Raw genomic sequence first — 21,249 nt, 5'->3', positions numbered from 1 at the left:
CCGTGTTCAGCCGTGCCGCACCGTGATGACCGCCGCACGGCCGTCCGTGTGCAGGACGCCCGGGTCCTCCGTGCACACCACCGCGTCGTACGGGCCGAGGGTGAGGCCCGCTCCGGGGAGGGCCGCCGGGGCGTCCAGCGCCACGATCACCACGGTGCCGCCGTGCGGCGGGAGCGTCACCGGCCGGACCCGCCCGCCTGCGACCTCCACGTGCGCCGTGACGTCCGTGCCCCTGCGGTACATGACGTTGAGGTTGGCCACCGGGCCTTCGAGGAGGCGGCAGTCGGTGGGGACGTCGCCGGGGAAGTGCTGGGGGACGTGGCGCGTTTCGACGAGACGGGGTTCGGTGCCGTTCAGGGTGAGGGCCATGCCCGCGCCCTCGACCATCGTCAGGATGCGGTCGACGTCGGGGAACACGGAGAACGGGCCGTCGGCGGCGACCTCGGCGAGGCTGACGCGCCACTCGAAGGCGGCTGCCGACGCGCCCGCGGGGAAGCCGGTGATCTCACGGGTGATGCCGCCGCCGTTCTTCCAGGGGACGGCGGTGCGGTCGGCGGCGCGCAGGACCCTCATCGGAGCACCCCTTGTGCGCGGGCCGCCGTCAGCCAGGCCGGGAACTCGCCCAGCAGCCGGTCGTAGAGGTCCGCTTCGGGGACCTCTGACGGGTTCTCGCCGGCGTGGAAGTAGCCCGCGTTGTCGACCAACCGCTTCTCGGGGACGGCGAGTTCGTCGAGCTTGCGGAGGAAGTCGAACTGGTTGCTGCGGGTGTTGCCGAAGCCGACGAACTGCCAGAAGAGCGGGAGCCCTGCCGCCTTGCAGACGTACCGTTCGGCGGCGAGCTTGTTGATCGGCCCGCCGTCCGTCTGGAAGATCACCAGGGCGGGGTGGGCGGACCCGCTGTCCAGGTAGTGGTCGATGACCGCGTCCATGGCCAGGTGGTAGCTGGTCCTCCCCATGTGGCCGAGGCCCGCGGCGATCTCCTCGACGCGGCCCCGGTGGTTGGCGAGGCCGATGTCGGTGACCGCGTCGACCTCCGTGGAGAAGAAGACGACGGGGACGGTGCCGTCGTCGTCGAAGTGCGCCGCCAGGCCGAGGACCCGGTCGGCGAGGGCCTGCACGCTGCCGTCCTTGTAGTACGGCTTCATGGAGCCCGAGTGGTCGACGACGAGGTAGACCGCCGCGCGCTGCCCGGCCAGCCGGTGCTTGTGCAGGCTGACGCCGGCGCTCTTGTAGAGGCTGACGAGCGCGGGGGCGGTCGCCTCCATCTTGCGGAGGTCGATGGGCATGCGCGGACCCGCTTTCCTTGCGTACGTTCCCGGCTGCCGAGGTTACGCGATCACGGTGGGGCGGGCCGGGGCGTCGAAACCCAGGAGCCTGGCCAGGCGGCGGCGGTGACCGGCTGCCGAGCCGAGGAAGTGGGCAGTGCCGTGGGCCCGTTTGAAGAAGTCGTGGGCCGGGTGCTCCCAGGTGATGCCGATGCCGCCGTGCAGCTGGATCATCTCGCCCGCGACCTTCTCGTACGCCTCGGAGCACGCGGCCTTGGCGGCCGCGGCAGGTGCGGCGGCGGCTCCCGAGTCCGCGGCGGCGAGGGCCAGCGAGCGGGCCGCCTCGACGAGGACGTACAGGTCGGCCAGTCGGTGCTTGACCGCCTGGAAGGATCCGATGGGGCGGCCGAACTGAACGCGGTCCTTGGCGTACTGGACGGTGATCTCCAGTGCGCGGGCCGCCGCACCGACCTGCTCGGCGGCGAGCGCGGTGCAGCCCAGGTCGCGGACCCGGGCGAGGATGCGGGCGCCGTCGGTGGACAGGAGGCGGGCGGGGGCCCGGTCCAGGGTGATCCGGGCGAGCGGGCGGGTGCGGTCCATGGCGGGCAGCGCGGTGAACTCCCCCGCACCCGGCAGGAGTTCGAAGAGCGCCGGGCCGGCCGGGGTGCGGGCGAAGGCGAGGAGGACGTCCGGGCGCTCCGCGGCGGGGACGTACTCCTTGGTGCCCGTCAGCAGCCAGTCGCCGCTGGTCCGGGACTCCTCGGCGGTCGTGGCGAGGTCGGCGGCCGCCCAGCTGCCGCGGCTGCCGTCGCCCTCCCCCGCCGCTTCCGCCCAGGCGAGCGCGGCGACGGAGGTGCCGTCGGCGAGGGACGGCAGGAGACGGGCGCAGGCGTCCTCGTTGCCGGAGGCGAGGAGCGCTTCCGTGGCGAGGACCGCCGAGCCCAGGTAGGGGACGGGGCTCAGGGCCCGGCCCAGTTCCTCCATCACGACGTGGACCTCGGTGCGGCCGGTGCAGCCCAGGCCGCCGTACTCCTCGGGGACGGTGAGGGCGGCGACGCCGATGTCGCGGGTGAGGGGCGCCCAGGCGGCGTGGCCCTCGTGCCGGGCGAGGACGGAGCGCACGGCCGTCCGCAGTTCTTCCTGCTCGGCGCCGGGGTTCAGAGTGTGGGTGTCGGCTTTCGGGGTGTGGGCTTTCGGGCTGTGGGCTTTCGGGGTGTGAGAGTTCATGCGATCCGGTCTCCTTCTCCTCTTGCTGCGCGCCGCAGTTCGCCCTTGAGGAGCTTGCCGCCCGCGTTGCGCGGCAGGGACTCGACGGTGACGAAGCGGCGCGGGACCTTGAAGTTGGCGAGGCGCTCGCGCGTCCACGCGGTCAGTGCTTCCGGGGTGAGGGGTGCGGTCGTGACGAGGAAGGCGACGCCGACCTCGCCGAGGCGGTCGTCGGGGGCGCCGACCACGGCGACGTCGGTGATGGCCTCGTGGCCGAGGAGGACGTTCTCCACCTCGGCCGGGTAGGCGTTGAAGCCTCCGACGACGTACATGTCCTTGAGGCGGTCGGTGATCGTGAGGTAGCCGCGCGCGTCGAGGACGCCGATGTCGCCGGTGCGCAGCCAGCCGTCGGGCAGGACGGCCTCCGCGGTGGCGGCCTCGTCGTCCAGGTAGCCGTGGGTGACGTGATACCCGCGCACCTGTACTTCGCCGGGCTCGCCCGGGGGCAGCGCATCGCCCAGCGGCGAGGTGATGCGCACCTCCGTGCCGGGGACGGGCAGCCCGACCGTGTGTGCGACGGTCCGGGCGTCGGCGTCCGTGGGGCAGACGGAGACGACGCCGCCCGACTCCGTGAGTCCGTATGCCGTGAAAACGTCCGGCGCTCCGAGGGAGTTCCGGATCCGCTCGACGAGTTCGGTGGGGACGGCTGCGGCGCCCGTGCCGGCCAGGCGCAGCGCGGACAGGTCGTGGGAGGCGCGTTCGGGGTGGCTCAGCAGGCCGTGGAAGACGGTCGGCGGGCCCATCAGACAGCTGACCTGTTCGGCGGCCATGCGGTGCAGGATGCGGTCGGCGTCGTACACGGTCTCGGGGAGCATCGTCACGCCCCTCAGCAGGCAGGCGATGACACCGGCCTTGTAGCCGAAGGCGTGGAAGAAGGGGTTGACCAGGAGGTAGCGGTCACCTTCGCGGAGGGTGACCAGGCGCGACCAGTCGTCGTAGAGGCGGACGGTCTGGGCGTGGGTGGTGGTGACTCCCTTGGGGCGCCCGGTGGTTCCCGAGGTGTAGAGGATGTCGGAGAGGTCGTCGGGGGCGACGGCGGCGATACGGGCGAGGCGCTCGGCGTCGTCGACGCGCTCGCCCGCGGCGAGGTAGTCGGCCCAGGCGGTGGTCCGGCCGGTGGTCCGTGGGCCGGGCTCGCCGCGCAGGACGACGGTGGAGCGCAGGGCGCCCAGGTCCTCGCCCGAGCCGTGGAGGGCGGCGACGTAGTCGGTGCCGAGGAAGCCGCGTTCGGCGAACAGGACGGTGGCACCGCTGCGGCGGACGATGTCGGCCGCCTCGGCGGTCTTGTACCGGGTGTTGACGGGGACGAGGGCGGCGCCCGCGCCGACCGCGCCGAGTGCGGCAGTGATCCACTGGCGGCTGTTGGGGGCCCAGACCGCGACGCGGTCGCCGGGGCGGACGCCGTGGGCGACGGCGGCACGGGCGGCCGCGGCGATCTCCTCGTTCAGCCGGGCGAAGGTCCAGCGGACCTCTCCGTCGGCGAGCGCCTCGCGCTGCCCGTACGCGTCGGCGGCGTACTGCGGGAGGGCCGCGAGTGTCGAGGGGGGCCGGGGTTGCTGATGCGGGGAGCTGCTCAAGGAACCCTCCTACGTGCCTACTTGACGTGCGAGCGTGGCCGGTATCCAATCACAGGTGTTTCGGTTAGGCATATACCTAGTAGACATAAACCGGAGGTTCATCATGGCCACCGCAACGCCCACCCTCGCCGACCCGCACCGCACAGTCGAGGGAATCGACATGCGGACCGCGATGAGCGCCTTCTGCACGGGGGTCGCCCTCGTCACCGCACTCGGACCGGACGGGCGGCCGGTCGGCATGGCCGTGCAGTCCTTCTCCTCGGTCTCGCTCGACCCGCCGCTGATCTGCTTCTGCCCGGCGCACACGTCGTCGACCTGGCCGAGGATCCGGGCGGCGGGGCGCTTCGCGGTGAACATCCTCGGCCATGACCAGCAGTCGCTGTGCGTGCGCTTCGCGGTGACGGGCGGGGACAAGTTCGCCGGGGTGCGGTGGACGCCGGGGGCGTACGGGGCGCCGTTGATCGAGGGGGCGCTGGCGACGATCGAGTGCGAGCTGGGGGACGTGCTCGACGGGGGCGACCATGCGGTGGTGCTGGGGCGGGTCACGGATCTCGCCGTGCGGCGGGAAGGTGAGCCGTTGGTCTACTTTCGGCGGGGGTACGGGCGGGTGGTGCGGTGACCCCTGCCGGGGGGGGGCAGGATGTGCGGGTTGAGTGTGGCTGGTTGCGCCCACGCGGCGGAGCCGCACGGTCAGCACAGCCCCGCGCCCCTTAGCGGGTGGTTGGGGATGTGCGGGTTGTTCGTGGCTGGGCGCGCCCACGCAGCGGAGCCGCACAGTCAACACAGCCCCGCGCCCCTGGAGGGCGCCCCTTCTGGAGCGCCCCCTATGACCGGGTGTCGCGTTCCAGGTTTTCGATGTCGGTGAGCATCTCGTCGGCCAGGTCGCGTTCCGACGCGTAGTAGCGCTCGGCCCATTTCAGGGTCAGCGTCGGGTACGCCCAGGCCGCCTCGCCCTTCGCGCCCTCCACGTCCGCGACCGCGCGGCGGCGCATCTTCTCCGCGAACTCCCGGTGCTGAGCGAGGACTTCGCGCATCTGCTCGGGTTCCAGCAGATGGCCGAGCCAGAGCCGCAGCATCGGGCCGTGCTTGAGGACCGGCGGGTCGACCGGGGCCTCGCGGGCCCAGCGGCGCACCGCGTCCAGGCCCGAGCCGGTGATCCGGTAGACCCGCTTGTCGCGCGTCCCGGTCTCCTGCGCGACCAGGCGCGAGGAGGCGTAACCGGCCTTCTCCAGCCGCTTCAGCTCACTGTAGATCTGGCTGAACGACGGGCTCCAGTAGAAGAACCGCAGCGACCAGTCCGACCACTTCTTCAGGTCGTAGCCGGACAGCTCCTCACCGAAGGAGAGCAGTCCCAGCACCGCCCAGCTCGTCGCGGGCAGCCCCGGGAGGGCCGTCTCCGCCCCGCCGTCGCGCACGCCGTCGTCTGCCGCTTCCTTCTTCGCCACGCCCGGCAGTCTACGGGCGGACCCCGCACGCCCTCTTCCTCAGGCCGGTGTATGCCTGCTAGAAGTATTCCTATTCGAAATAACCGAGGGAGGATCACAGCATGAAGTTCTCGATGATCTTCGAGGCCCAGCTCGCCGACCCCACCCCCGAACGCGAGCGCCAGGTCATCAACGACTGCGTCGAACAGGCCGTGTTCGCCGAGGAGATGGGCTTCGACCGCATCTGGGCGGTCGAGCACCACTCGCTCTCCCAGTACGCGCACATGAGTGCCTCCGAGATCTTCCTGACCTGGGTCGCCGCCCGTACGTCGAGGATCCGCATCGGCCACGGCGTGGTCACCATGCCGTTCGGCTACCAGCACCCGGTGCGCGTCGCCGAGCGGGCGGCGATGCTCGACGTGCTCTCCGGCGGCCGGGTCGACATCGGCGCGGGGCGCGGGGCCACCCGCCAGGAGATGTCCATGTACGGCGTCCGGCCGGAGGACACCTACCCGCAGATGGAGGAGGCCCTGCGGATCTTCTCCGGCGCCTGGCGCGAGGAGCGGTTCGAGTGGCACGGCTCGATCGACATCGGCCCCGGCGCGGTCCTGCCCCGCCCGGTGCAGGACCCGCACCCTCCCCTCTTCATGGCCTGCTCGAAGCACGACACCCTCAAGCTGGCGGCCGAACTCGGCATCGGCGCACTGGTGATGGGCTTCGCCGGTGCCGACGACGTGCGCGAGATGCGCAAGGTGTACGACGAGGCGATCGCGACCCGCAGCGGGGAGCGCTCCGTCTCCACCGAGGTCAACGACCACCTCTCCGCGCTCTGCCCGACGATCGTCCTGGACGACGCCGAGCGGGCCCTGCGCATCGGTACGCGCGGCCAGCGCTTCTTCGCCGAGTCGATCGCGCACTGGTACGGAAACGGGCCCGCGCCCACCGGTCACGCGGAGCACGAGGACCACGTCGCCGCCCTCGCCAAGAACCGTGACGAGCTGGTCGCCAGGCTGCACGAGGCGAACATCCCGGCCCGCCCGGTCGACACCGGCACGTTCAACGCCGAGCACGCGTACGGCGACGCGCAGACCGCGATCGGCTACGTCGAGCAGCTGCGCGAGATCGGCGTCGACGAGGTGATGTGCCTGATCCAGATGGGCACGGTCCCGCAGGAGGCGTGCATGGAGACCATCCGCCAGTGGGGCGAGACCGTGATTCCCCACTTCAGGGCTTTGGAGGGCAAGTGAGCACGGGCATCACGCTGGAGGGCAAGGTCGTCGTCGTCACCGGTGCCGGTCGCGGCCAGGGTGCGGCCGAGGCCCGGCTGTTCGCCGAGGCAGGGGCGCGGGTGGTCGTCACGGACATCCGGGAGGCGGAGGGCCGCGAGGTCGTCAAGTCCCTTGACGGGCAAGGCCTTTTCGTACGGCACGACGTGGCGGACGCGGCGAGCTGGGCGGAGGTGACGGCGGCCGCGCGGGAGACCTTCGGCCGGATCGACGCCCTGGTCAACAACGCCGCCCTGTGGCGCACCGCGTCCGTCGAGACGGAGACGCGGGAGAACTTCGAGGCCCTGATCCGGGTCAACCTCCTCGGCCCCTTCCTCGGCATCCAGGCGGTGCTGCCCGCACTCAAGGAGGCGGGCGGCGGCTCGATCGTCAACGTGTCGTCGACGGCGGGCCTGGTCGGCATCCCCGGCCACGCGGCGTACGGGTCGACGAAGTTCGGCCTGCGCGGGCTGACCCGCTCGTCCGCGCTGGACCTGGCGAAGTACCGGGTCCGGGTCAACTCCGTGCATCCCGGGGCGATCGACACCCCGATGATCGCGTCCACGGCCGGCCGGGACTGGTCGCACCTGCCGCTGGGCCGGATCGGGCGCCCGGAGGAGGTCGGCGAGCTGGTGCGGTTCCTGGTGTCGGACGCGTCGTCGTACATCACGGGAACGGAGTTCACCGTCGACGGCGGATCCACGGCCGGATGACGCGGGCGCACGGCCCGACGACGCGGGTGCGCGGCCCGATGACGCGGGTGCGCGGCCGTACGATCCTGGCGCACGGCCGCACGAGGACGCCGCCCCCGCTCACCTCATCGGGTACCGGCTGATCGACCGGCACATCACCAGCCGGTGCTCACCGGGGCCCGAGTAGTCCGCCACGTCGGCCTCCACGACGAAGTCGAGGGAGCGGAGGAGCCCGACAGCCGCACGGTTGCCCGGCTCCACGCTCCCCCGGATCTCGCTCACTCCGCTGCGCTCGGCCAGCCGTACCGCCTCGGACAGCAGCCTGCGGCCGTGGCCGCACCCCTGGTAGCGCTTGTCGACGACCAGGCTGAGGAGCCAGCTCTCCCAGGAGCGGGCCGCGTTGGCGATCAGTACGTATCCGGCCAGGCCGTTGCTCTCGGTACCGCCGTCGAGCACCAGCAGCCCGCCGCCGTGCACGTCGAGGAGCTGGCGCAGTACGGGATACCCGTAGGCCTCGGCACCGTAGGCCGCGCAGTCCAGCGCCGCCAGCCGGGGGAGGTCACGTTCCGTAGCGGATCGCACTTCCGCCGATTCGGCGCACTTCGGTAAGAAACTCTCCTTTTGAGGCCACATTCCGTCCTCATTCCCCTCGCCCCCCAGTGACTGTGCACGAACCTTGTCACTGGGTGTACTCGCCGACGGACGTTCTGTCCAGCTCCAGCACCGGGGTCGGGGGTGGAATCAGGGGGTGGAATCAAGGGGTGGAATCAGGGGCGGCGTCAGGGGGCCGACTGCTCCTGGAACGCCGGGAGTTCGAAGATGCGCTGCTTCGCTCCGTCGTCCATCAGCTCGACCAGCGGCAGCACCGTCTCCCACAGGTCGTGCCGGCCGACCTCGCGGGCGAGCGCGTCGAGCTCCGTGCCGTCGAGGGCGCTCGCCGCGTCGGCGACGACCTTGCGGGAGTCGTCGGGGAGCACTTCCACCAGAGGAAGGAACTCGCTCCACAGACCGGTCGCGACCACGGCGCGTACGACCTGGGCGAGCACTTCGGGCGAGCGCAGCGAGGGCAGGACCGCGACGGCGCGGCGCTCCTTCTCGTCGAGGAGGGCGACCAGCGGCAGCAGGGACTCCCAGAGGTCCTGCTCGGCCGTGGCCCGCACCAGGGAGTCCAGTGCGTCGGGCGGCTGGGCGGCGGCCAACTGGGCGATGCGGACGCGCTGTTCACCGGTGACCAGACCCGCGACGGCGAGGGCTTCGGGCCACAGACCGCTCGCGGAGGCGGCACCGACGACCTTGGCGAGGCGCTCCTCGCCCATCAACTCGATGATCTGGCCGAGGCGTTCGGGGCGGTCGACGACGACTCCGGTGCGCAGGACGAGGTCGTCGGAGATCTGCGGAAGGATGCGCTCCAGGGCGGAGTCGCGGATGTCGCCGACGAAGCGGCCCATGGTGAGGTGGTCGCCGCGTTCGGCGAGGGCGACGGCGATGCGGACGAGGAGGTTCTCGTCGAGGCTGTCGACGATGCCGGCGATGCGGCGCGGGTCCAGGTGCGGGCAGGACTCGGCGGCGAAGGGGACCGGCAGCTTCTCGATGATGTCGGCGGCCCGGTGGGGTTCGAGGCGGCCCGCGACGGCGGCGGCCAGGCGGGGGCCGAGCGCCTTCTGGGAGATGGCGGCGGCGACGCCCGCGGGGACGAGCTTGGTGGCCTTCGCGATGCGGTCGAGCATCTCCGGCTGCCCGTCGAAGAGGGCGGCCGCGGTCTGCTCGCGCAGCTTTCGTACGTCGGCGGAGGGCAGGGCGTACAGGAAGGCGAGGCTGTCGGGGTCCTCGCCCAGGCCGAGCAGGGCGGCGATCTTCTGGGCCTCGGCCCGGTTGCGGAGCTTGTCCATGGTGTCGGAACTCCGTCTCACGTCAACTGCCCGGGGCTGAAGTCCCGGGTTTGCTGCTCGGGTCGTCGATGGCTTCGGCGAGGCCCGGCTGCGTCCAGCCGTCACGCGATGAGCGTGACGGCAGGGGCCTGTGACTCGGCCCCGCAGACCCAGGCTGCCCAGCCGCGTTGGCTGAGGATCCGGGACGAGTTCAGGTCCGCGTGCTCAACGAAGCCGCAGGACCTGCACGCGAACCGGGCCTGTGCGGGCCGGTTGCGTCTGTCGATGTGATGGCACTGGGAGCATTCCTGGCTGGAATACGCAGGGTTCACGTACACCACCGGAACCCCGGCACGCCGCGCCTTGTAGGCGAGGAAGGTCCCGAGCTGGTGGAAGGTCCAGGAGTGCAGCGTGACGCGTTGGGGCTTGCGTAGCCGTGCCCGCTCGCGGATGCCCGTGAGGTTCTCCAGGGCGACCCCTTGTGCGGTGCGTTGAGCCTCCGCCACGATCTGCTTGCTGATCTTGTGGTTGATGTCGCGGGCCCGCCGGGCCTCCTTGCCCGCATGCCGCTTCGCCCGCCGCTTCGCGGACTTCGTGCCCTTCTTCTGCAGCTTGGACCGCAGCCTGCGGTCCGCCTCCCGCCGCCGGTTCAGACGCCGACCCGAGAACCGTTTCCCGGTGGAGGTGGAGGCGATGTTCACGATCCCCAGGTCCACCCCGACGAACCCGTCGGGCTCGGTGTTCAGCTCGGCTTCGGGAATCTCGCAGGTGGCGACCAGATACCACTGCCCGTCCTGGCACAGCAGGTCCGTCTCGCCCCTGCGGTGTGCGGCGAGGACGGCGAGCTGCTCGGCCCGGCCGGTGAAGGCCACGTTCTTCATGCGGCCGGTGGTGGTCCAGATGGACACCGTGCGGTCCTGGTGCTGCCAGGACAGGCAGCGATCGTCAAAAGGCTGGGCCGCACCCGCCCGAAAGGTCACCGGCTTGCCGGTCGCCTTGGCGCGCCGCTTCGAGCCGGGCTTGCCAAGGTTCCCGGCCTTCACGTTCGCCCGCAGCGTGGTGTAGGCGTCGGCAACCTTGCGCAGCACATGCAGCGCGGGCTGCGCGGACAGACCGCGCGCCTTCAACTCCACGTACGCCAGCACCTGCAACCCGGCCCGGGACGTCACCTTGCACTCGAAAGCCTGGGCGGCCAGCCAGATCGCCGCCTCATTGCAGGCGCGCAGGGTCGCCTCAAGAGCCAACGCCTGTGCGGGCGTTGGCAGCAGCTTCACCCGCACCACCAGCTTCACGCCCCGCACGCTAACAACGCACCGTGGGGCACCGCGAGGGGAACGGAATTCGAACATTCGCCGGGCCGCAATACTGCCGCCTAACCGCACCCGCCACCTGCTGGTCACCGCCCTCTCGCTGTCCGCCACCGGCAACGCGCTCCTCGTCGCGTTCCTGCACCCGGGCATCGGGGCGGCGCAGCTGGCCGCGCCCCTCGCCCTGATCGGCATCGCGAACGGACTCGCCATGGGGCTGGTCGACGGCCAGGCGATGAGCATGGTCGACCAGTCCCGCATCGGGATGGCGTCCGGCCTCCTCAGCACGGTCCGGGCCGGCTCGAACTCGCTGATGCTGGCCGTCTTCGGGGCGGCCCTGATCGGGCTGCTCGGAACGCGGCTCGGTGACGGGAAGCTCGCGGCGGACGTGGCGGCGGGCAAGCTGGAAGGGGCCCGACAGGCCGTGCTGGCAGCCGAGTTCACCTACGCGTGGAAGCTCGCGCTGGCCGTGGTGGCGGTCGTCATGACGGGAGCCGCGCTCCTCGTGCGGTGGATGCTCCGCCCCGTACCCGAGCCGATCGACGCCCAGCCGCTCACCCCTCAGTCGCTCACCACCCAGCCGCTCACCACCCGGCCGCTCGACTCCCGGCCGCTCGCCGCCCGGCCCCTCGACGCAGAGCCGCTCACCGTCCCGGCAGCTCCTCGCCCAGCGGCAGCCGGTGCACCCCTGGCAGGAACTCGTCCAGCTCACCGGGGGTGAAGCGGGCCATGCCGACCGCGTGCCAGAACTCGCCGTCCACGTCCCCCTCGCTCTTGTACCCGCCGCCCGGAGTGAGCGCCGCCCACGCGTCGGGTACGCCGACGAGGATGGCCCGCAGCGTGGCGGAGCCGTCGGGCCGCAGGTTCCACAGCCGGACCGTGCCGTCCTCGCCGCCGCTGGCCATCGTCGTACCGTCCGGGGAGAACTCGACCGACAGCACCCGGCCGGTGTGCCCGGCCAGGTCGGCGACCTGCTCCCCGGTGTCGGCGTCCCAGAGCAGGATGCGGCGGTCGTCGCCGGCCGCCGCGACGAGCGGGCGGGTGGGATGGGCGGCGACCGTCCAGAACCGGCCGCCGAGCCCTTCGAGCCGGTGGGCCACCTCGCCGTCCCGCCAGATCAGGGCCGTGCCGTCCCAGCCCGCACTGACCAGCCACTCGCCCTGAGCACCCGAGCCCTGAGCATCCGGGCCCCGAGCACCCGAGCCCCGGCCGCCCTGCCCGAACGCCACCCCGTACACCCGGTCCGTGTGCCCGGCCAGGTCGGCGAGCAGCTCGCCGTTCGTACCGTCGCAGATCCGTACGTGGCTGTCGTCGCAGCCGGTGGCGAGGATTCCGCCGCCGGGCCGGAAGGCGATCGAGCGGACCCGGCCCCGGTGCTGGTCGAGGTGGGAGACGTGGGCGCCGGTGGAGCGGTACCAGAGGCGTACGGAGTCGTCGTCGTTGGCGGTGGCGAGCAGGACGCCGTCGCTGCTGAAGGCGACCGCCCAGATGTGCTCGGTCTCCGCGTCGAACTCGCGGAGGTACTCGCCGCCCGCCGGGTTCCACAGGTACATGTCGCCGTCGTTGCTCGCGGTGGCGAGCACGGCTTCGGCGGGGCTGAAGGCGGCGGACACCAACCGGTCGCCGCGGCCGGTGAGTTCGTGGCTGCGCTGCCCGGTGCGGGTGTCCCACAGGCGTACGACGCCGTCGTTGCCGGTGGCGGCGAGCTGGCCGCCGTCCGCGCTGAACGCGACCCCGGCGACCCGGCGGCCGTGACCGCGCAGGATGCGCTTGCCCTGCCCCGTCGCTGCGTCCCAGATGCGCGCGCCGCCGTCGTTGCCGACGGTGAGGAGCTGGCTGTCGCCGGGGCGGAACGCGCACGCCCAGGCGGCGCCCCGGTGCTCGGCGGGCTGGCGGGGGCGCAGCGTGACGGTGTGGCCGCCGCTGCGGCGGTCGGCGACCGTCCACACCCGGACGGCGCCGTCGCTGTCGCAGGCGGCGAGGAGCCTGCCATCGTCGCCGAAGAGGACCTGGTAGACGGCTCCGGTGAAGCTCTCCAGGGCCCCGGCCGGGGTGCCGACGACGGGGTCCCAGAGGCGGATCCGGCCTTCGGTGTCGCCGCTGGCGAGGAGGGTTCCCGAGGGGTGGAAGTCGAGGGTGTAGACGCGTCCGGCGTGGCCGTTGAGTTCGTGCAGGAGGCGGATTCCCTCGGTGGCCCAGATACGGACCGTGCCGTGCCCGCCCGCTTCTTCCGCGCCCATGTCGGCGGTGGCGAGGAGGGAGCCGTCCGGGCTGAACCTGGCCCGGTAGACGGCCCCCTGGTGGCCCGGGGCCTCCTGGACGCAGCGGCCGGTGGCCAGGTCCCAGATCCGGACCCGGGCTCCCGCGTCGCCGGTGACCAGGAGCCTGCCGTCCGGGCTGAAGACCGTCGTGTAGACGGGTGCGGTGTGCCCCGGCAGCCGGTGCAGGGGCTGTCCTGTGGCGGTGTCCCAGACGGTGACCAGGCCCTCCCGGTCGCCGGTGGCGAGGCGGCCGCCCGCCGTGTCGAGGGAGACGGGCCACACCCCGTCGGGGTGGACGTCGAGGCGGTGCCTGATGCGCCCGGAGACCGGGTCCCACAGGCGTACGGTGCCGTCCGCGCCGCCCGTCGCGATGGTGTCGGGGCGGAACTTCACCGCGTACACCCGGCCGACGTGACCCTGGAGGGTGCGCAGCGCGAGGCCGTTGTCGGTGCCGCACAGCAGGACGCCGCCGTCCTCGCTGCCGACGGCGAGGAGTTCGCCGTCGGGGCTGTACGCGATGGGCTCGGGGAGTCGGCTCGTGCGCATGTCGAAGCCGTACGGGACGCCCACGGCGGACGGCCGGAAACCGGCCTCCACCGGCATGCCGGGCGCGACGGCCGCGCGCCGCAGTTGGGGGGGCGGTGCGCACGGCCTCGTCCATCCGGACGTCGATGAGGGCGGCGCGCGGCCACCTGCTGCCGGTCAGCCGGGCGCCTTCGAGGCGGGTGCGGGTGAGGCGGGCGCGGGAGAGGTCGGCGCGGGAGAGGTTCGCGCCCGTGAGGTCGGCGCGGTCGAGGCGGGCGCCGACGAGGGTCGCATCCGTGAGGTCGGCGCGGGAGAGGTTGGCGCCGACGAGGGTGGCGTCGGTGAGGTCGGCGCCGGTCAGGTCGACGCCGGAGAAGTCGCGGTGCGAGAGGTCCTCGCCTGCGAGGCGGGCGCCGCGCAGGTCGGCGTGCGAGGGCACCTTGAGGCGGTTGCTGATGCGTACGGCGTTGGCGCGGGCGGCGTCCGAGCCGCCGTGGCCCGGTGTGTTGAGGACGTTGCGGACCCAGCCGACGCACTTCTCGTGGTCGGCGAGGTCGCAGAGGAACTCCACGGACAGCTGGCTGAGCAGCCCGGCGGACAGCAGCCCGTACCGCCCGCTGTCGAGCTGGGCGGCGGCCTCGCGGGCGACGAGCCATTCGACGACGGAGCCGTGGATGAACTGGAACACCCCGTCGTCGGACCGTACGAGAAGGGTGCCCGCGCCGACGGCCTGGGCGGACTCGTGGACGGTCATCGGGGACGCGGTGAGCCCGGTGAGGGTGCGGGCGGACAGGTCGGTGAGCTCGTCGAGCCGCAGGGCGGAGCGCCCTGACTCCCACAGCCGCAGCGCGAGTGCGGTGACGGCCTTCCACAGGGCGTCGATGTGCAGTCCCGGCGGGGCGCCGGGGCCGCCCTGGCCGCGTACTTCCTCGTGGCTCAGCCAGGACGTGAACACGTCCTCGTACAGGCGGGCCGGGCTGAGGGCGCGGCCCGCGCCCGCGACGGTGCGCAGCTGGTCGGCGGAGAGGTCGGCGACGAAGGACAGCAGGCGGGGGTTGCGGCACAGGGCGAGGAGGTCGGGGATGCCCTGGAGGAGGTGGAAGCGCTGCTCGGCGACGTACGCGTCGGCGTAGGTGTTGCGCAGGTAGGCGTGGATCTGCTGCGGGGTGAAGCCTTCGACGGACAGGACCTTGCGCTGCGGGAGGAGGCCGACCTGCTCGCCGAGTGCGGTGAGTACCTGCTGCTGGTTCTTGAAGTGCTGGGTGCGGCTGCTCACCACGATCTTGGTGTTGCCGACGCAGGCGTCGATGAGGACCTTGAGGTGGTCGGCGGCGCTGTCGTAGCTGACCCGGTGGACGAGTTCGTCGAAGCCGTCGAAGAGGAGGACGACGCGGCCCTGCGCGAGCATGTAGCGCAGGGCGCGCAGGTCGATGGTGTCGACGTGTTGGCTCGCCAGGTGGGCGGCGACCAGGCCTTCCAGGCTCTGGGCCCGGTCGAGGGTGTTGAGGGGGATCAACAGCGGGATCAGGTGCGGGAGTTGTTCGGGTATGCGGCGGGCCAGCTCGCGCAGGGCGAAGGTCTTGCCGTGGCCGAAGTCGCCGAGGAGGAGCACGAAGCGGCCGTGGTCGTCGTCGAGGAGTTCGAGGAGCGCCTCCACGAGGCCGTCGCGTTCGGCGGCGTCCTGGCCGTCGCGGCGGGAGGTGTCGCGGTAGCGCTGCGGGAGGTACAGGTCGGGGGCGTACTGGCCGCCCGCGTGCAGGCCCACGCTCTGGGCGGCGACGTGTGCGCGCAGGTCGAGCAGCCCCTGGAACTGGAGGAAGCTGCGCACCCTGACGCGCACCCCGTGCCGGGCGGCGCGCTCGCGCAGGCCGCGCTCCGGGGCGTCGCCCGCGTACACGAGGACGGCTTCGGCCGTGTCGCTGCCCGAGGTGGCGCTCGCGTGGACCTGCGCGGCGAACCGGTCGAGGTCGTCCTCGGTGGGGGTGCCGGGGTGGACGGCGATGCGCTGCTGGCGCACGACGCCGTCCTCCTGCCAGGTGGCCAGTATCTGCGCCATGTCGTCGGACGAGCGGCGGGCGGCGTCGCGCAGGCTGACGCCCTCGCGGCGGACCCGGCAGATCTCCTTGACGCGCTCCACCAGGGAGTCGGCGGGGTCGGTGGGGGGTTCCGGCTGCGGCGGTGCGTCGGCGAAGGCGAGGTCCGGCAGGTCGGGGACGGGGAAGACGCGGGAGGTGCGGTGCCAGTCGGCGGCGAAGGACTCCGGTTCTGCGGCGGGGCGGTCGCTCCAGCGCTCGGCGCCGTCGGCGGTGACCCGGAGCAGCTGGAAGCGGGCGGGGGCGGCGGCGCCGAAGAGCTGGAGGGGGCCGGGGCCCTGGCCGGATTTGCGGGAGCCCGGGGCGGGGCCCTGCCCCGACTCGGAGGAGCCGGGGCCGGGCCTGACGGACCCGGCGGCGGGGCCCTGCCTGCCGGAGCCGGGTCCCGCCGCCGCCAGTTCCGTGTGGCTCGGCCGTCCGGTGCCCGTGCGCGGTCCGCCCGTCGGCCCGTGCAGCAGCAGGTTCAGCCGGGGTGCGGCGAGCCGGGCGAAGGTGTCCGCGTCGCGCAGGGCACCGGGGCCGCCCGCCGCGTCGCCGGGCCGGTGCGCGGCGGTGAGCGGATGCCGCAGGGCGCCGATGCGGAGCCAGCCCTCCGCCTCGTACCGGCGCAGGGATTCGGCGAACCAGGCGGCCTGGTCGCGGCCGATCAGTCCGTACTGCTCCTCCGGGCGGTGGCTGAACGCGGTCGACGAGTTGAATCCGGCGACGACCGTGTGCAGTTCCGGCACCGGGAACAGGGTCCACGGCTGGTCGCTGTCGAAGACGGTGTCCAGACCCTGGTAGAAGCTGCGGAAGAGCCGGGTGTAGTGCCGCCACTTGGGCCAGTACGGGGGCTGCGGGGCGACCTCGTCGGCCTCGCAGGTGTGGAAGTAGCCCAGGCAGGCCGCCTGGCTGACGTCCTGCCCGCCGGGCACGATCGCGACGCGCTGCGGCGGCAGTTCCAGCTGGGAGCGGAGCGCGGTGAGGAAGCTCAGGGCCTGGTCGCACTCGCGGGGGCTGCCCGATGCGGTGAGGTCGCCGGTGACCACGAGGAGGTCGGGGTCGGGGGCGCCCGCGTCGCGGAGCTCGATGAGGTCGCCGCGGACCTCCCGGGCGAGGGTGTCGGGTTCGCGGCCCCGCCCGAAGTCGGGCCCGGCCAGGTGCAGGACGCTGACCGCGCCCTGGCCGCCGCTGCCGCCGCCGGACAGCGGGTAGGCGGGTGCTCTGACGGGTCGGCGCCGGCCCGCCCAGCCGGGGCCGCCGAGCCTGCTGGGTCCGGCGGGCCCGGGGGCGTCGGGCAGGGCGGACGGCTGGCGCGCGCTGCCGGGGAAGCCGGGCCTGCGCAGCGGTCTGGCGTTGCCCTCCAGGGCCTGTTCGATGCGGGTGAGGAGCATGGAGCGGGCGGTCTGCGGGTCGGCGACGCCCACCAGGTCGACGTACGTGAGCGTGGCGAGCAGCCCCTCGATGGGGGTGTCCTCCACGCGGACGGTCAGCAGCCTGCGCTCCGGCGCCTGCGGCGAGGCGCGCAGGGCGGCCTGCCACTCCATGCGGCCGTAGGTGGAGCGGGCGTAGTGGCGGGACAGTACGGCGATGACGGCGGCGGACTCGCTGACGCCCCGGTCCATGAAGTCGATGAAGTTCGTGCCCGCGACGAAGTCCCAGGCCTGCACGACGGTCCGGTACCCGGCTTCCTCCAGCGTCCACGCTATCCACGACGCCCACTGCTCGTCGGCCGGGGAGTAGCTGATGAAGAAGTCCAACTCGCCTGGCTCGTTGCCGAGTTCACCGTTGGTCGACATACGCCTCATGGTAAAGCGCCGCAGGGGGGAATTAATGTGACGCGCGTGCCCCTTCTCAGCCGTCCTCTCCGCGGCCTTCCCGGCCGCCTCCATCCGCTGGACTGGGTGGCCTTCGGGCTGCTCGCGCTCGGGCTGCTCGCCGTGGCGACGGGGCTGCTGCCGACCGGTCCCGCCGGGGACGTGATGGCCCGGATCGGGCCGCTCCTGGCGTTCCTCGCGACGGTGATCGTGCTCGGTGAGCTGACGGGGAAGGCGGGGGTCTTCGACGTCGTCGCGTCGTGGGTGGCCCGCACGGCGCGCGGCAACTACCTCGCGCTGTTCGGGCTGTGCGTCGCCTTCGCCTCCGTCACGACCATCGCCCTGAACCTCGACACCACGGCGGTGCTCCTGACCCCGGTGATGCTGGCACTGGCGGCCCGGGTGGGCATCGCGGCGCTGCCGATGGCGATGACGACGGTGTGGCTCGCGAACACCGCCAGCCTCCTGCTCCCCGCCAGCAACCTCACCAATCTCCTCGCCGCCGACCGCATCGCGCTCTCCGCCTCCGGTCTGGCGGCCGCCCTGTGGGCCGCGCAGCTCGCGTCGATCGCCGTGACGATGGCCTGTCTGTGGGGCTTCTACTGGCGGCGCGGCAGACGCGGCGCCGACCGGTACACGCCGCCGACGACGCCGGTCCCGGCGGACCCGGTGCTGTTCCGGGTGAGCGCGGCGGCGTGCGCCGGGTTCCTGCTCGCCATCCTGGTGGCGGACGTGGCGCTGTGGGCGGCTTCGGGGGCCGCCGCGCTCGTCGTGGTGGTGGTGTTCGCGGTCCGCCGCCGCGGCGAGCTGAAGTGGTCACTGGTGCCGTGGCGGCTGCTGGTGCTGGTGCCCGGCATGTTCCTGGTGGTGGAGACCGTCAACAGCAACGGCCTGCACACACTGCTCGCCGCCGCGCTCGGCTCCGACGACGGGCTGCTCGGCATGCTGCGCTCGGCGGGCGTCGGAGCGGGCGTCTCGAACGTACTGAACAACCTCCCCGCGTACGTGGCGGGCGAGGCGGCCGTCCCGGCGGGCAACCACCACCAGCTCCTCGCCCTCCTCGTCGGCGTCAACGTCGGCCCGGTCGTCACCCCGTGGGCGTCCCTCGCCACGCTGCTGTGGTTCGAACGCTGCCGCTGGCACGGGACGCGGATCGCGATCGGCCGCTTCCTCGGTACGGGTCTCGTGCTCGCGGTGTCGGGCACCCTGGCGGCGACCCTGGCGCTGGCGGCCACCACCTGATGAGCGGTGCCGTGGCTCAGCGAGTGGCCCTGGCGACCTCGTCCAGTACGTAGCGCAGCGTCGCGCCCCGCCCCGCCACGAAGCTCCGCCCGCTGCCCGGACCGCTGAACCCGGGGCGGAAAGGACCCCCTTCGAGCGTCCGCAGCTCGGCGCCCGCCTCGGCGGCGAGCAGCGCGCCTGCGGGCAGGTCGATGCCTTCCGCCCGGTAGCCGACGAACGCGTCGATGGCGCCCCTGGCCAGCAGGCTCCACCCCACGAGCGGAGCCCACAGCTGCAGTACCCGGCGGCAGCGCTGCTCCAGGGTGGTGCGCAGGGCGGCGGCGACGGGGTCGGCGCGGGCCACCGCGTACCCCTGGGTCCAGGCGACGACGGGTCCCGCGGCGGGCGGTACGGGGGCGGGTCCCGGCAGCGGCCCCGCGGGGCCGTGGGCGCCCTGACCGGCGACGGCGTACCAGGTCTGGTGGCTGACCGGCTCGTGGACGACGCCGACGACGGGGCGTTCGCCGAGGCAGAGGCCGACGCCGACGACGTACACGCAGAGCCCGATCGCGACGTTGTTGCTGCCGTCCAACGGATCCACCAGCCAGGTCCGCCGGCCGTCGCCCGCTCCCGCTCCCTCCCCCGCCCGCTCCCCGGCTTCCTCCGAGACGATCCGGTCGCCCGGGAAGTGCTGCCGCAGCCGCCCCAGCACGATCTCCTCGGACGCCAGGTCGAGGTCGGTCACGACGTCCCCCGCCGCGCCCTTCCCGGTGACGGTGCGCACCTGCCCGTACCGTTCGCGCAGCAGGTCACCGGCCTCCTCGACGGCCGCGGCCGCCACCTTCCGCTCGTACGAGAAGGCAAGCTCCGCACCGGGCACGGCCGCACCGGGCACGGTCTCCTCGCTGACGGCCTCATCGCGCATGGTCCATCCTCCCGAGCGCCGCGCCGACGTTCCGGACGGTCTGCCGCGTGCTGCACAGCCGGCGCGCCGTCCGGCCCGCCCGGCCGTCCAGCGGGCCGAGCGACAGGTCGGTGCACCCCGGCCGGGCGAGGCCGAGGACCAGGGTGGCCGCCGGGCGGGCGGGCAGCACCTCGGTGGCGTGGAACGCCCCGGCGGGCAGGGTGTAGCTCTCGCCGCCCGAACTGACCCTGCGGGGGCCGGGTTCGCTGCGTACGAGCACCGGGGTGGGGCGGATCTCGTCGGTGCCGTCGGGTGCGCTGTGCACCTCGAAGACGCGGTGGGTGGGGCGGCCCGCGCCGTACTCCGTGCGGACGAGGAGGTTGGCGACCTGCCCGTACAGGACGTGGCTGCGCAGGTCCCAGCTGTGTGCGTGCATCTGCGGAGTACCGGGCTCGGGGGCGACGCCCGGCTCGAAGAGATGGACGCAGACACCGCGGGCGCCGTCCCGCACCAGCGGCAGGCAGAGGAAGCCGAGCGGATGCCGGACGGCCGCCAACTCCCTTTCCCCCGAGGCTATTTCGGCGAGCGCGGCCCGCGCCCTGTCGTGCAGGAGTGTGGGGTGCGCCCGGTCCAGCGCCGCTTCGAGTTCGTCGTAGTCCAAGACGTGGTCCATGGGTACGCGCCCCCGAGGGGGCACCTCACCTCCGGTAGGGGTCCTCCGCGTGCAGGGCCTTGACGATGACTTCGCCGATGTCGCTGTCGGTGAACGCGCGCGGCAGCGGCAGCCGCACCTGCTCGAAGAGCTCGCGCACTTCGTCGACGGTGGGCTCGGGGGCGAGCGAGGGGGCCAGCCGCAGATCGAGTTCTCTGGCCTGCTCGCGGCTCTGGTGGAGCTCGGTGACGTAGTAGTCGTACAGCGGCTGCCCACGTCTGATCAGCAGGTTCGTCCGCGAGGTGTCGTCCTGCGTGATGACCAGGCAGGTCTCGGAGAGATCGAAGCGCAGGGTGGAGACGACCGAGGACAGATGGACGGCGATCTCCAGGGTGGCAAGCTGCTGGCGGTAGCAGCACGCTGCGAGGACGGTCGCGTACGCCTCCTTGCGCACCCGGTCCTTGGTCCACAGCGCGGCGTTGGCGGCGTCGCGCTGTCCGGCGAACATCTGCCGGAAGCGGGCGTAGGCGGTGCAGGCCTGCTCGTCGTCCGGATTGACGATGTCGATCTTGATGGTGAGCTGGGAGCGCTGCACCTTGGCGGCGGCGACGCACTGCGGGAGCGTGACGGCGCGCAGATAGGTGCCGGTGCCGCCCTTGAAGTACCAGAGGTGGGTGTGCAGCCGGGCGTCGCGCAGGGCGTCGCCGACCTGGCTGCCGATCAGGGAACTCACCATGGCCTGGTCCTCCAGGGCGCGCCGGGTACCGGCCAACGCCTCCTGGATGCTGGCGGGCTGCCGCACCCGCTCGACGATGGAGCCGATGGCGAGGGCGCCCAGGACGAGGAGGGTCGCACCGGACACGACGTCGCCGGTGAGGACGTCGCCGAAGATGTCGAGCAGGCCGATGGTGAGCGCGATGGCGGCAGCGACGACGACGTCGACGTTCCGCATGACCCAGGTGACGGTCCGTTCGAGCCGTCCCGCGGGCCGCCCTGCGGGCGCTGACATGTGCACACACCTCCCCCGTTGTACTCGATCGTAGGCAAGCGGGGGTGCGGGCGCCAGGGTGCGCAGCGGCCTCGCCGGGCGGGGCGCACAACCGCCTTGCGGGGAACGTCTTTTCACCCGTCCG

At 72.8% G+C, this 21,249-nt stretch carries 17 protein-coding genes and 1 pseudogene; 5 read left to right on the top strand and 13 right to left on the bottom strand.

Going from position 1 to position 21,249, the window contains the following annotated elements; genetic code table 11:
- Nucleotides 1–6 precede the first annotated feature (6 nt).
- From ACH4SP_RS17650 to ACH4SP_RS17635, 4 genes are read right to left on the bottom strand one after another with little or no spacing between them, the layout of a single operon-like run.
- Complete coding sequence (locus ACH4SP_RS17650) at nt 7–573, bottom strand: HutD family protein (RefSeq protein ID WP_398415737.1); 567 nt, start codon at nt 571–573, stop codon at nt 7–9.
- A complete protein-coding gene (locus tag ACH4SP_RS17645; RefSeq protein WP_398415735.1) occupies nt 570–1,286 on the bottom strand; it encodes a vWA domain-containing protein in 717 nt (238 codons plus the stop codon). The genes ACH4SP_RS17650 and ACH4SP_RS17645 overlap by 4 nt, the downstream gene beginning before the upstream one ends.
- Before the next feature lie 42 nt (nt 1,287–1,328).
- On the bottom strand, nt 1,329–2,492 hold the full coding sequence (locus ACH4SP_RS17640; protein WP_398415733.1) for an acyl-CoA dehydrogenase family protein: 1,164 nt from the start codon (nt 2,490–2,492) through the stop codon (nt 1,329–1,331).
- On the bottom strand, nt 2,489–4,108 hold the full coding sequence (locus ACH4SP_RS17635) for a FadD3 family acyl-CoA ligase (RefSeq protein WP_398415731.1): 1,620 nt from the start codon (nt 4,106–4,108) through the stop codon (nt 2,489–2,491). The genes ACH4SP_RS17640 and ACH4SP_RS17635 overlap by 4 nt, the downstream gene beginning before the upstream one ends.
- A gap of 103 nt (nt 4,109–4,211) precedes the next feature.
- Between ACH4SP_RS17635 and ACH4SP_RS17630 the strand changes: the two genes are divergently transcribed.
- A complete protein-coding gene (locus ACH4SP_RS17630) occupies nt 4,212–4,727 on the top strand; it encodes a flavin reductase family protein (protein ID WP_398415729.1) in 516 nt (171 codons plus the stop codon).
- 205 nt (nt 4,728–4,932) lie between these two features.
- Here the strand turns inward: ACH4SP_RS17630 and ACH4SP_RS17625 are convergent, their stop codons facing one another.
- Entirely contained in the window at nt 4,933–5,553 is a 621-nt protein-coding gene (locus tag ACH4SP_RS17625) for a PadR family transcriptional regulator (RefSeq protein WP_398415727.1), read from the bottom strand.
- A 101-nt stretch (nt 5,554–5,654) separates the two neighbouring features.
- Between ACH4SP_RS17625 and ACH4SP_RS17620 the strand changes: the two genes are divergently transcribed.
- Both ACH4SP_RS17620 and ACH4SP_RS17615 read left to right on the top strand, forming a co-directional pair.
- Complete coding sequence (locus ACH4SP_RS17620) at nt 5,655–6,779, top strand: LLM class flavin-dependent oxidoreductase (protein WP_398415725.1); 1,125 nt, start codon at nt 5,655–5,657, stop codon at nt 6,777–6,779.
- Nucleotides 6,776–7,510 (top strand): SDR family NAD(P)-dependent oxidoreductase, encoded by a 735-nt coding sequence (locus ACH4SP_RS17615; RefSeq protein ID WP_398415723.1) that lies wholly within the window; start codon nt 6,776–6,778, stop codon nt 7,508–7,510. Before ACH4SP_RS17620 ends, ACH4SP_RS17615 begins: the two co-directional genes overlap by 4 nt.
- Nucleotides 7,511–7,609: 99 nt before the next feature.
- Here the strand turns inward: ACH4SP_RS17615 and ACH4SP_RS17610 are convergent, their stop codons facing one another.
- The 3 genes from ACH4SP_RS17610 to ACH4SP_RS17600 all read right to left on the bottom strand — a co-directional run bounded on the left by ACH4SP_RS17610 (nt 7,610) and on the right by ACH4SP_RS17600 (nt 10,631).
- Nucleotides 7,610–8,071, bottom strand: coding sequence for a GNAT family N-acetyltransferase (locus ACH4SP_RS17610; RefSeq protein ID WP_398415720.1), 462 nt, complete (start codon nt 8,069–8,071; stop codon nt 7,610–7,612).
- Between the two features lie 197 nt (nt 8,072–8,268).
- Nucleotides 8,269–9,378, bottom strand: coding sequence for a hypothetical protein (locus ACH4SP_RS17605; RefSeq protein WP_398415718.1), 1,110 nt, complete (start codon nt 9,376–9,378; stop codon nt 8,269–8,271).
- A gap of 101 nt (nt 9,379–9,479) precedes the next feature.
- Nucleotides 9,480–10,631, bottom strand: a complete 1,152-nt coding sequence (locus ACH4SP_RS17600; RefSeq protein WP_398415716.1) for an RNA-guided endonuclease InsQ/TnpB family protein — start codon at nt 10,629–10,631, stop codon at nt 9,480–9,482.
- Between ACH4SP_RS17600 and ACH4SP_RS17595 the strand changes: the two genes are divergently transcribed.
- Nucleotides 10,570–11,385 carry a hypothetical protein gene (locus ACH4SP_RS17595; RefSeq protein ID WP_398415714.1) on the top strand — a complete coding sequence of 272 codons (816 nt, stop codon included), beginning with the start codon at nt 10,570–10,572 and terminating at the stop codon, nt 11,383–11,385. The genes ACH4SP_RS17600 and ACH4SP_RS17595 overlap by 62 nt on opposite strands.
- Here the strand turns inward: ACH4SP_RS17595 and ACH4SP_RS17590 are convergent.
- Nucleotides 11,309–13,471: a WD40 repeat domain-containing protein gene (locus ACH4SP_RS17590; protein ID WP_398415712.1), complete on the bottom strand. Its 2,163-nt coding sequence runs from the start codon at nt 13,469–13,471 to the stop codon at nt 11,309–11,311. The two genes, ACH4SP_RS17595 and ACH4SP_RS17590, sit on opposite strands and share 77 nt — an antisense overlap.
- 199 nt (nt 13,472–13,670) lie before the next feature.
- A pseudogene (locus ACH4SP_RS17585) lies at nt 13,671–17,321 on the bottom strand (TIR domain-containing protein); the annotation flags it as partial.
- Nucleotides 17,322–17,438: 117 nt separating this feature from the next.
- Here ACH4SP_RS17585 and ACH4SP_RS17580 point away from each other — a divergent pair.
- A complete protein-coding gene (locus tag ACH4SP_RS17580) occupies nt 17,439–18,581 on the top strand; it encodes an SLC13 family permease (protein ID WP_398416305.1) in 1,143 nt (380 codons plus the stop codon).
- Between the two features lie 16 nt (nt 18,582–18,597).
- On the opposite strand, the gene ACH4SP_RS17575 is transcribed toward ACH4SP_RS17580, so the two are convergent.
- From ACH4SP_RS17575 to ACH4SP_RS17565, 3 genes are read right to left on the bottom strand one after another with little or no spacing between them, the layout of a single operon-like run.
- On the bottom strand, nt 18,598–19,485 hold the full coding sequence (locus tag ACH4SP_RS17575) for an inositol monophosphatase family protein (protein WP_398415710.1): 888 nt from the start codon (nt 19,483–19,485) through the stop codon (nt 18,598–18,600).
- Nucleotides 19,475–20,137 carry a hypothetical protein gene (locus tag ACH4SP_RS17570; RefSeq protein ID WP_398415708.1) on the bottom strand — a complete coding sequence of 221 codons (663 nt, stop codon included), beginning with the start codon at nt 20,135–20,137 and terminating at the stop codon, nt 19,475–19,477. Before ACH4SP_RS17570 ends, ACH4SP_RS17575 begins: the two co-directional genes overlap by 11 nt.
- A gap of 25 nt (nt 20,138–20,162) precedes the next feature.
- Nucleotides 20,163–21,125 carry a hypothetical protein gene (locus ACH4SP_RS17565; protein WP_398415706.1) on the bottom strand — a complete coding sequence of 321 codons (963 nt, stop codon included), beginning with the start codon at nt 21,123–21,125 and terminating at the stop codon, nt 20,163–20,165.
- Nucleotides 21,126–21,249: the final 124 nt, after the last annotated feature.

Origin of the sequence: Streptomyces sp. NPDC021093, assembly GCF_044333135.1 — a bacterium.
Classification (GTDB): Bacteria; Actinomycetota; Actinomycetes; order Streptomycetales; family Streptomycetaceae; genus Streptomyces.
Note: the sequence above shows the minus strand (reverse complement) of the source record. Positions and strands in the feature narration are given on the sequence as shown.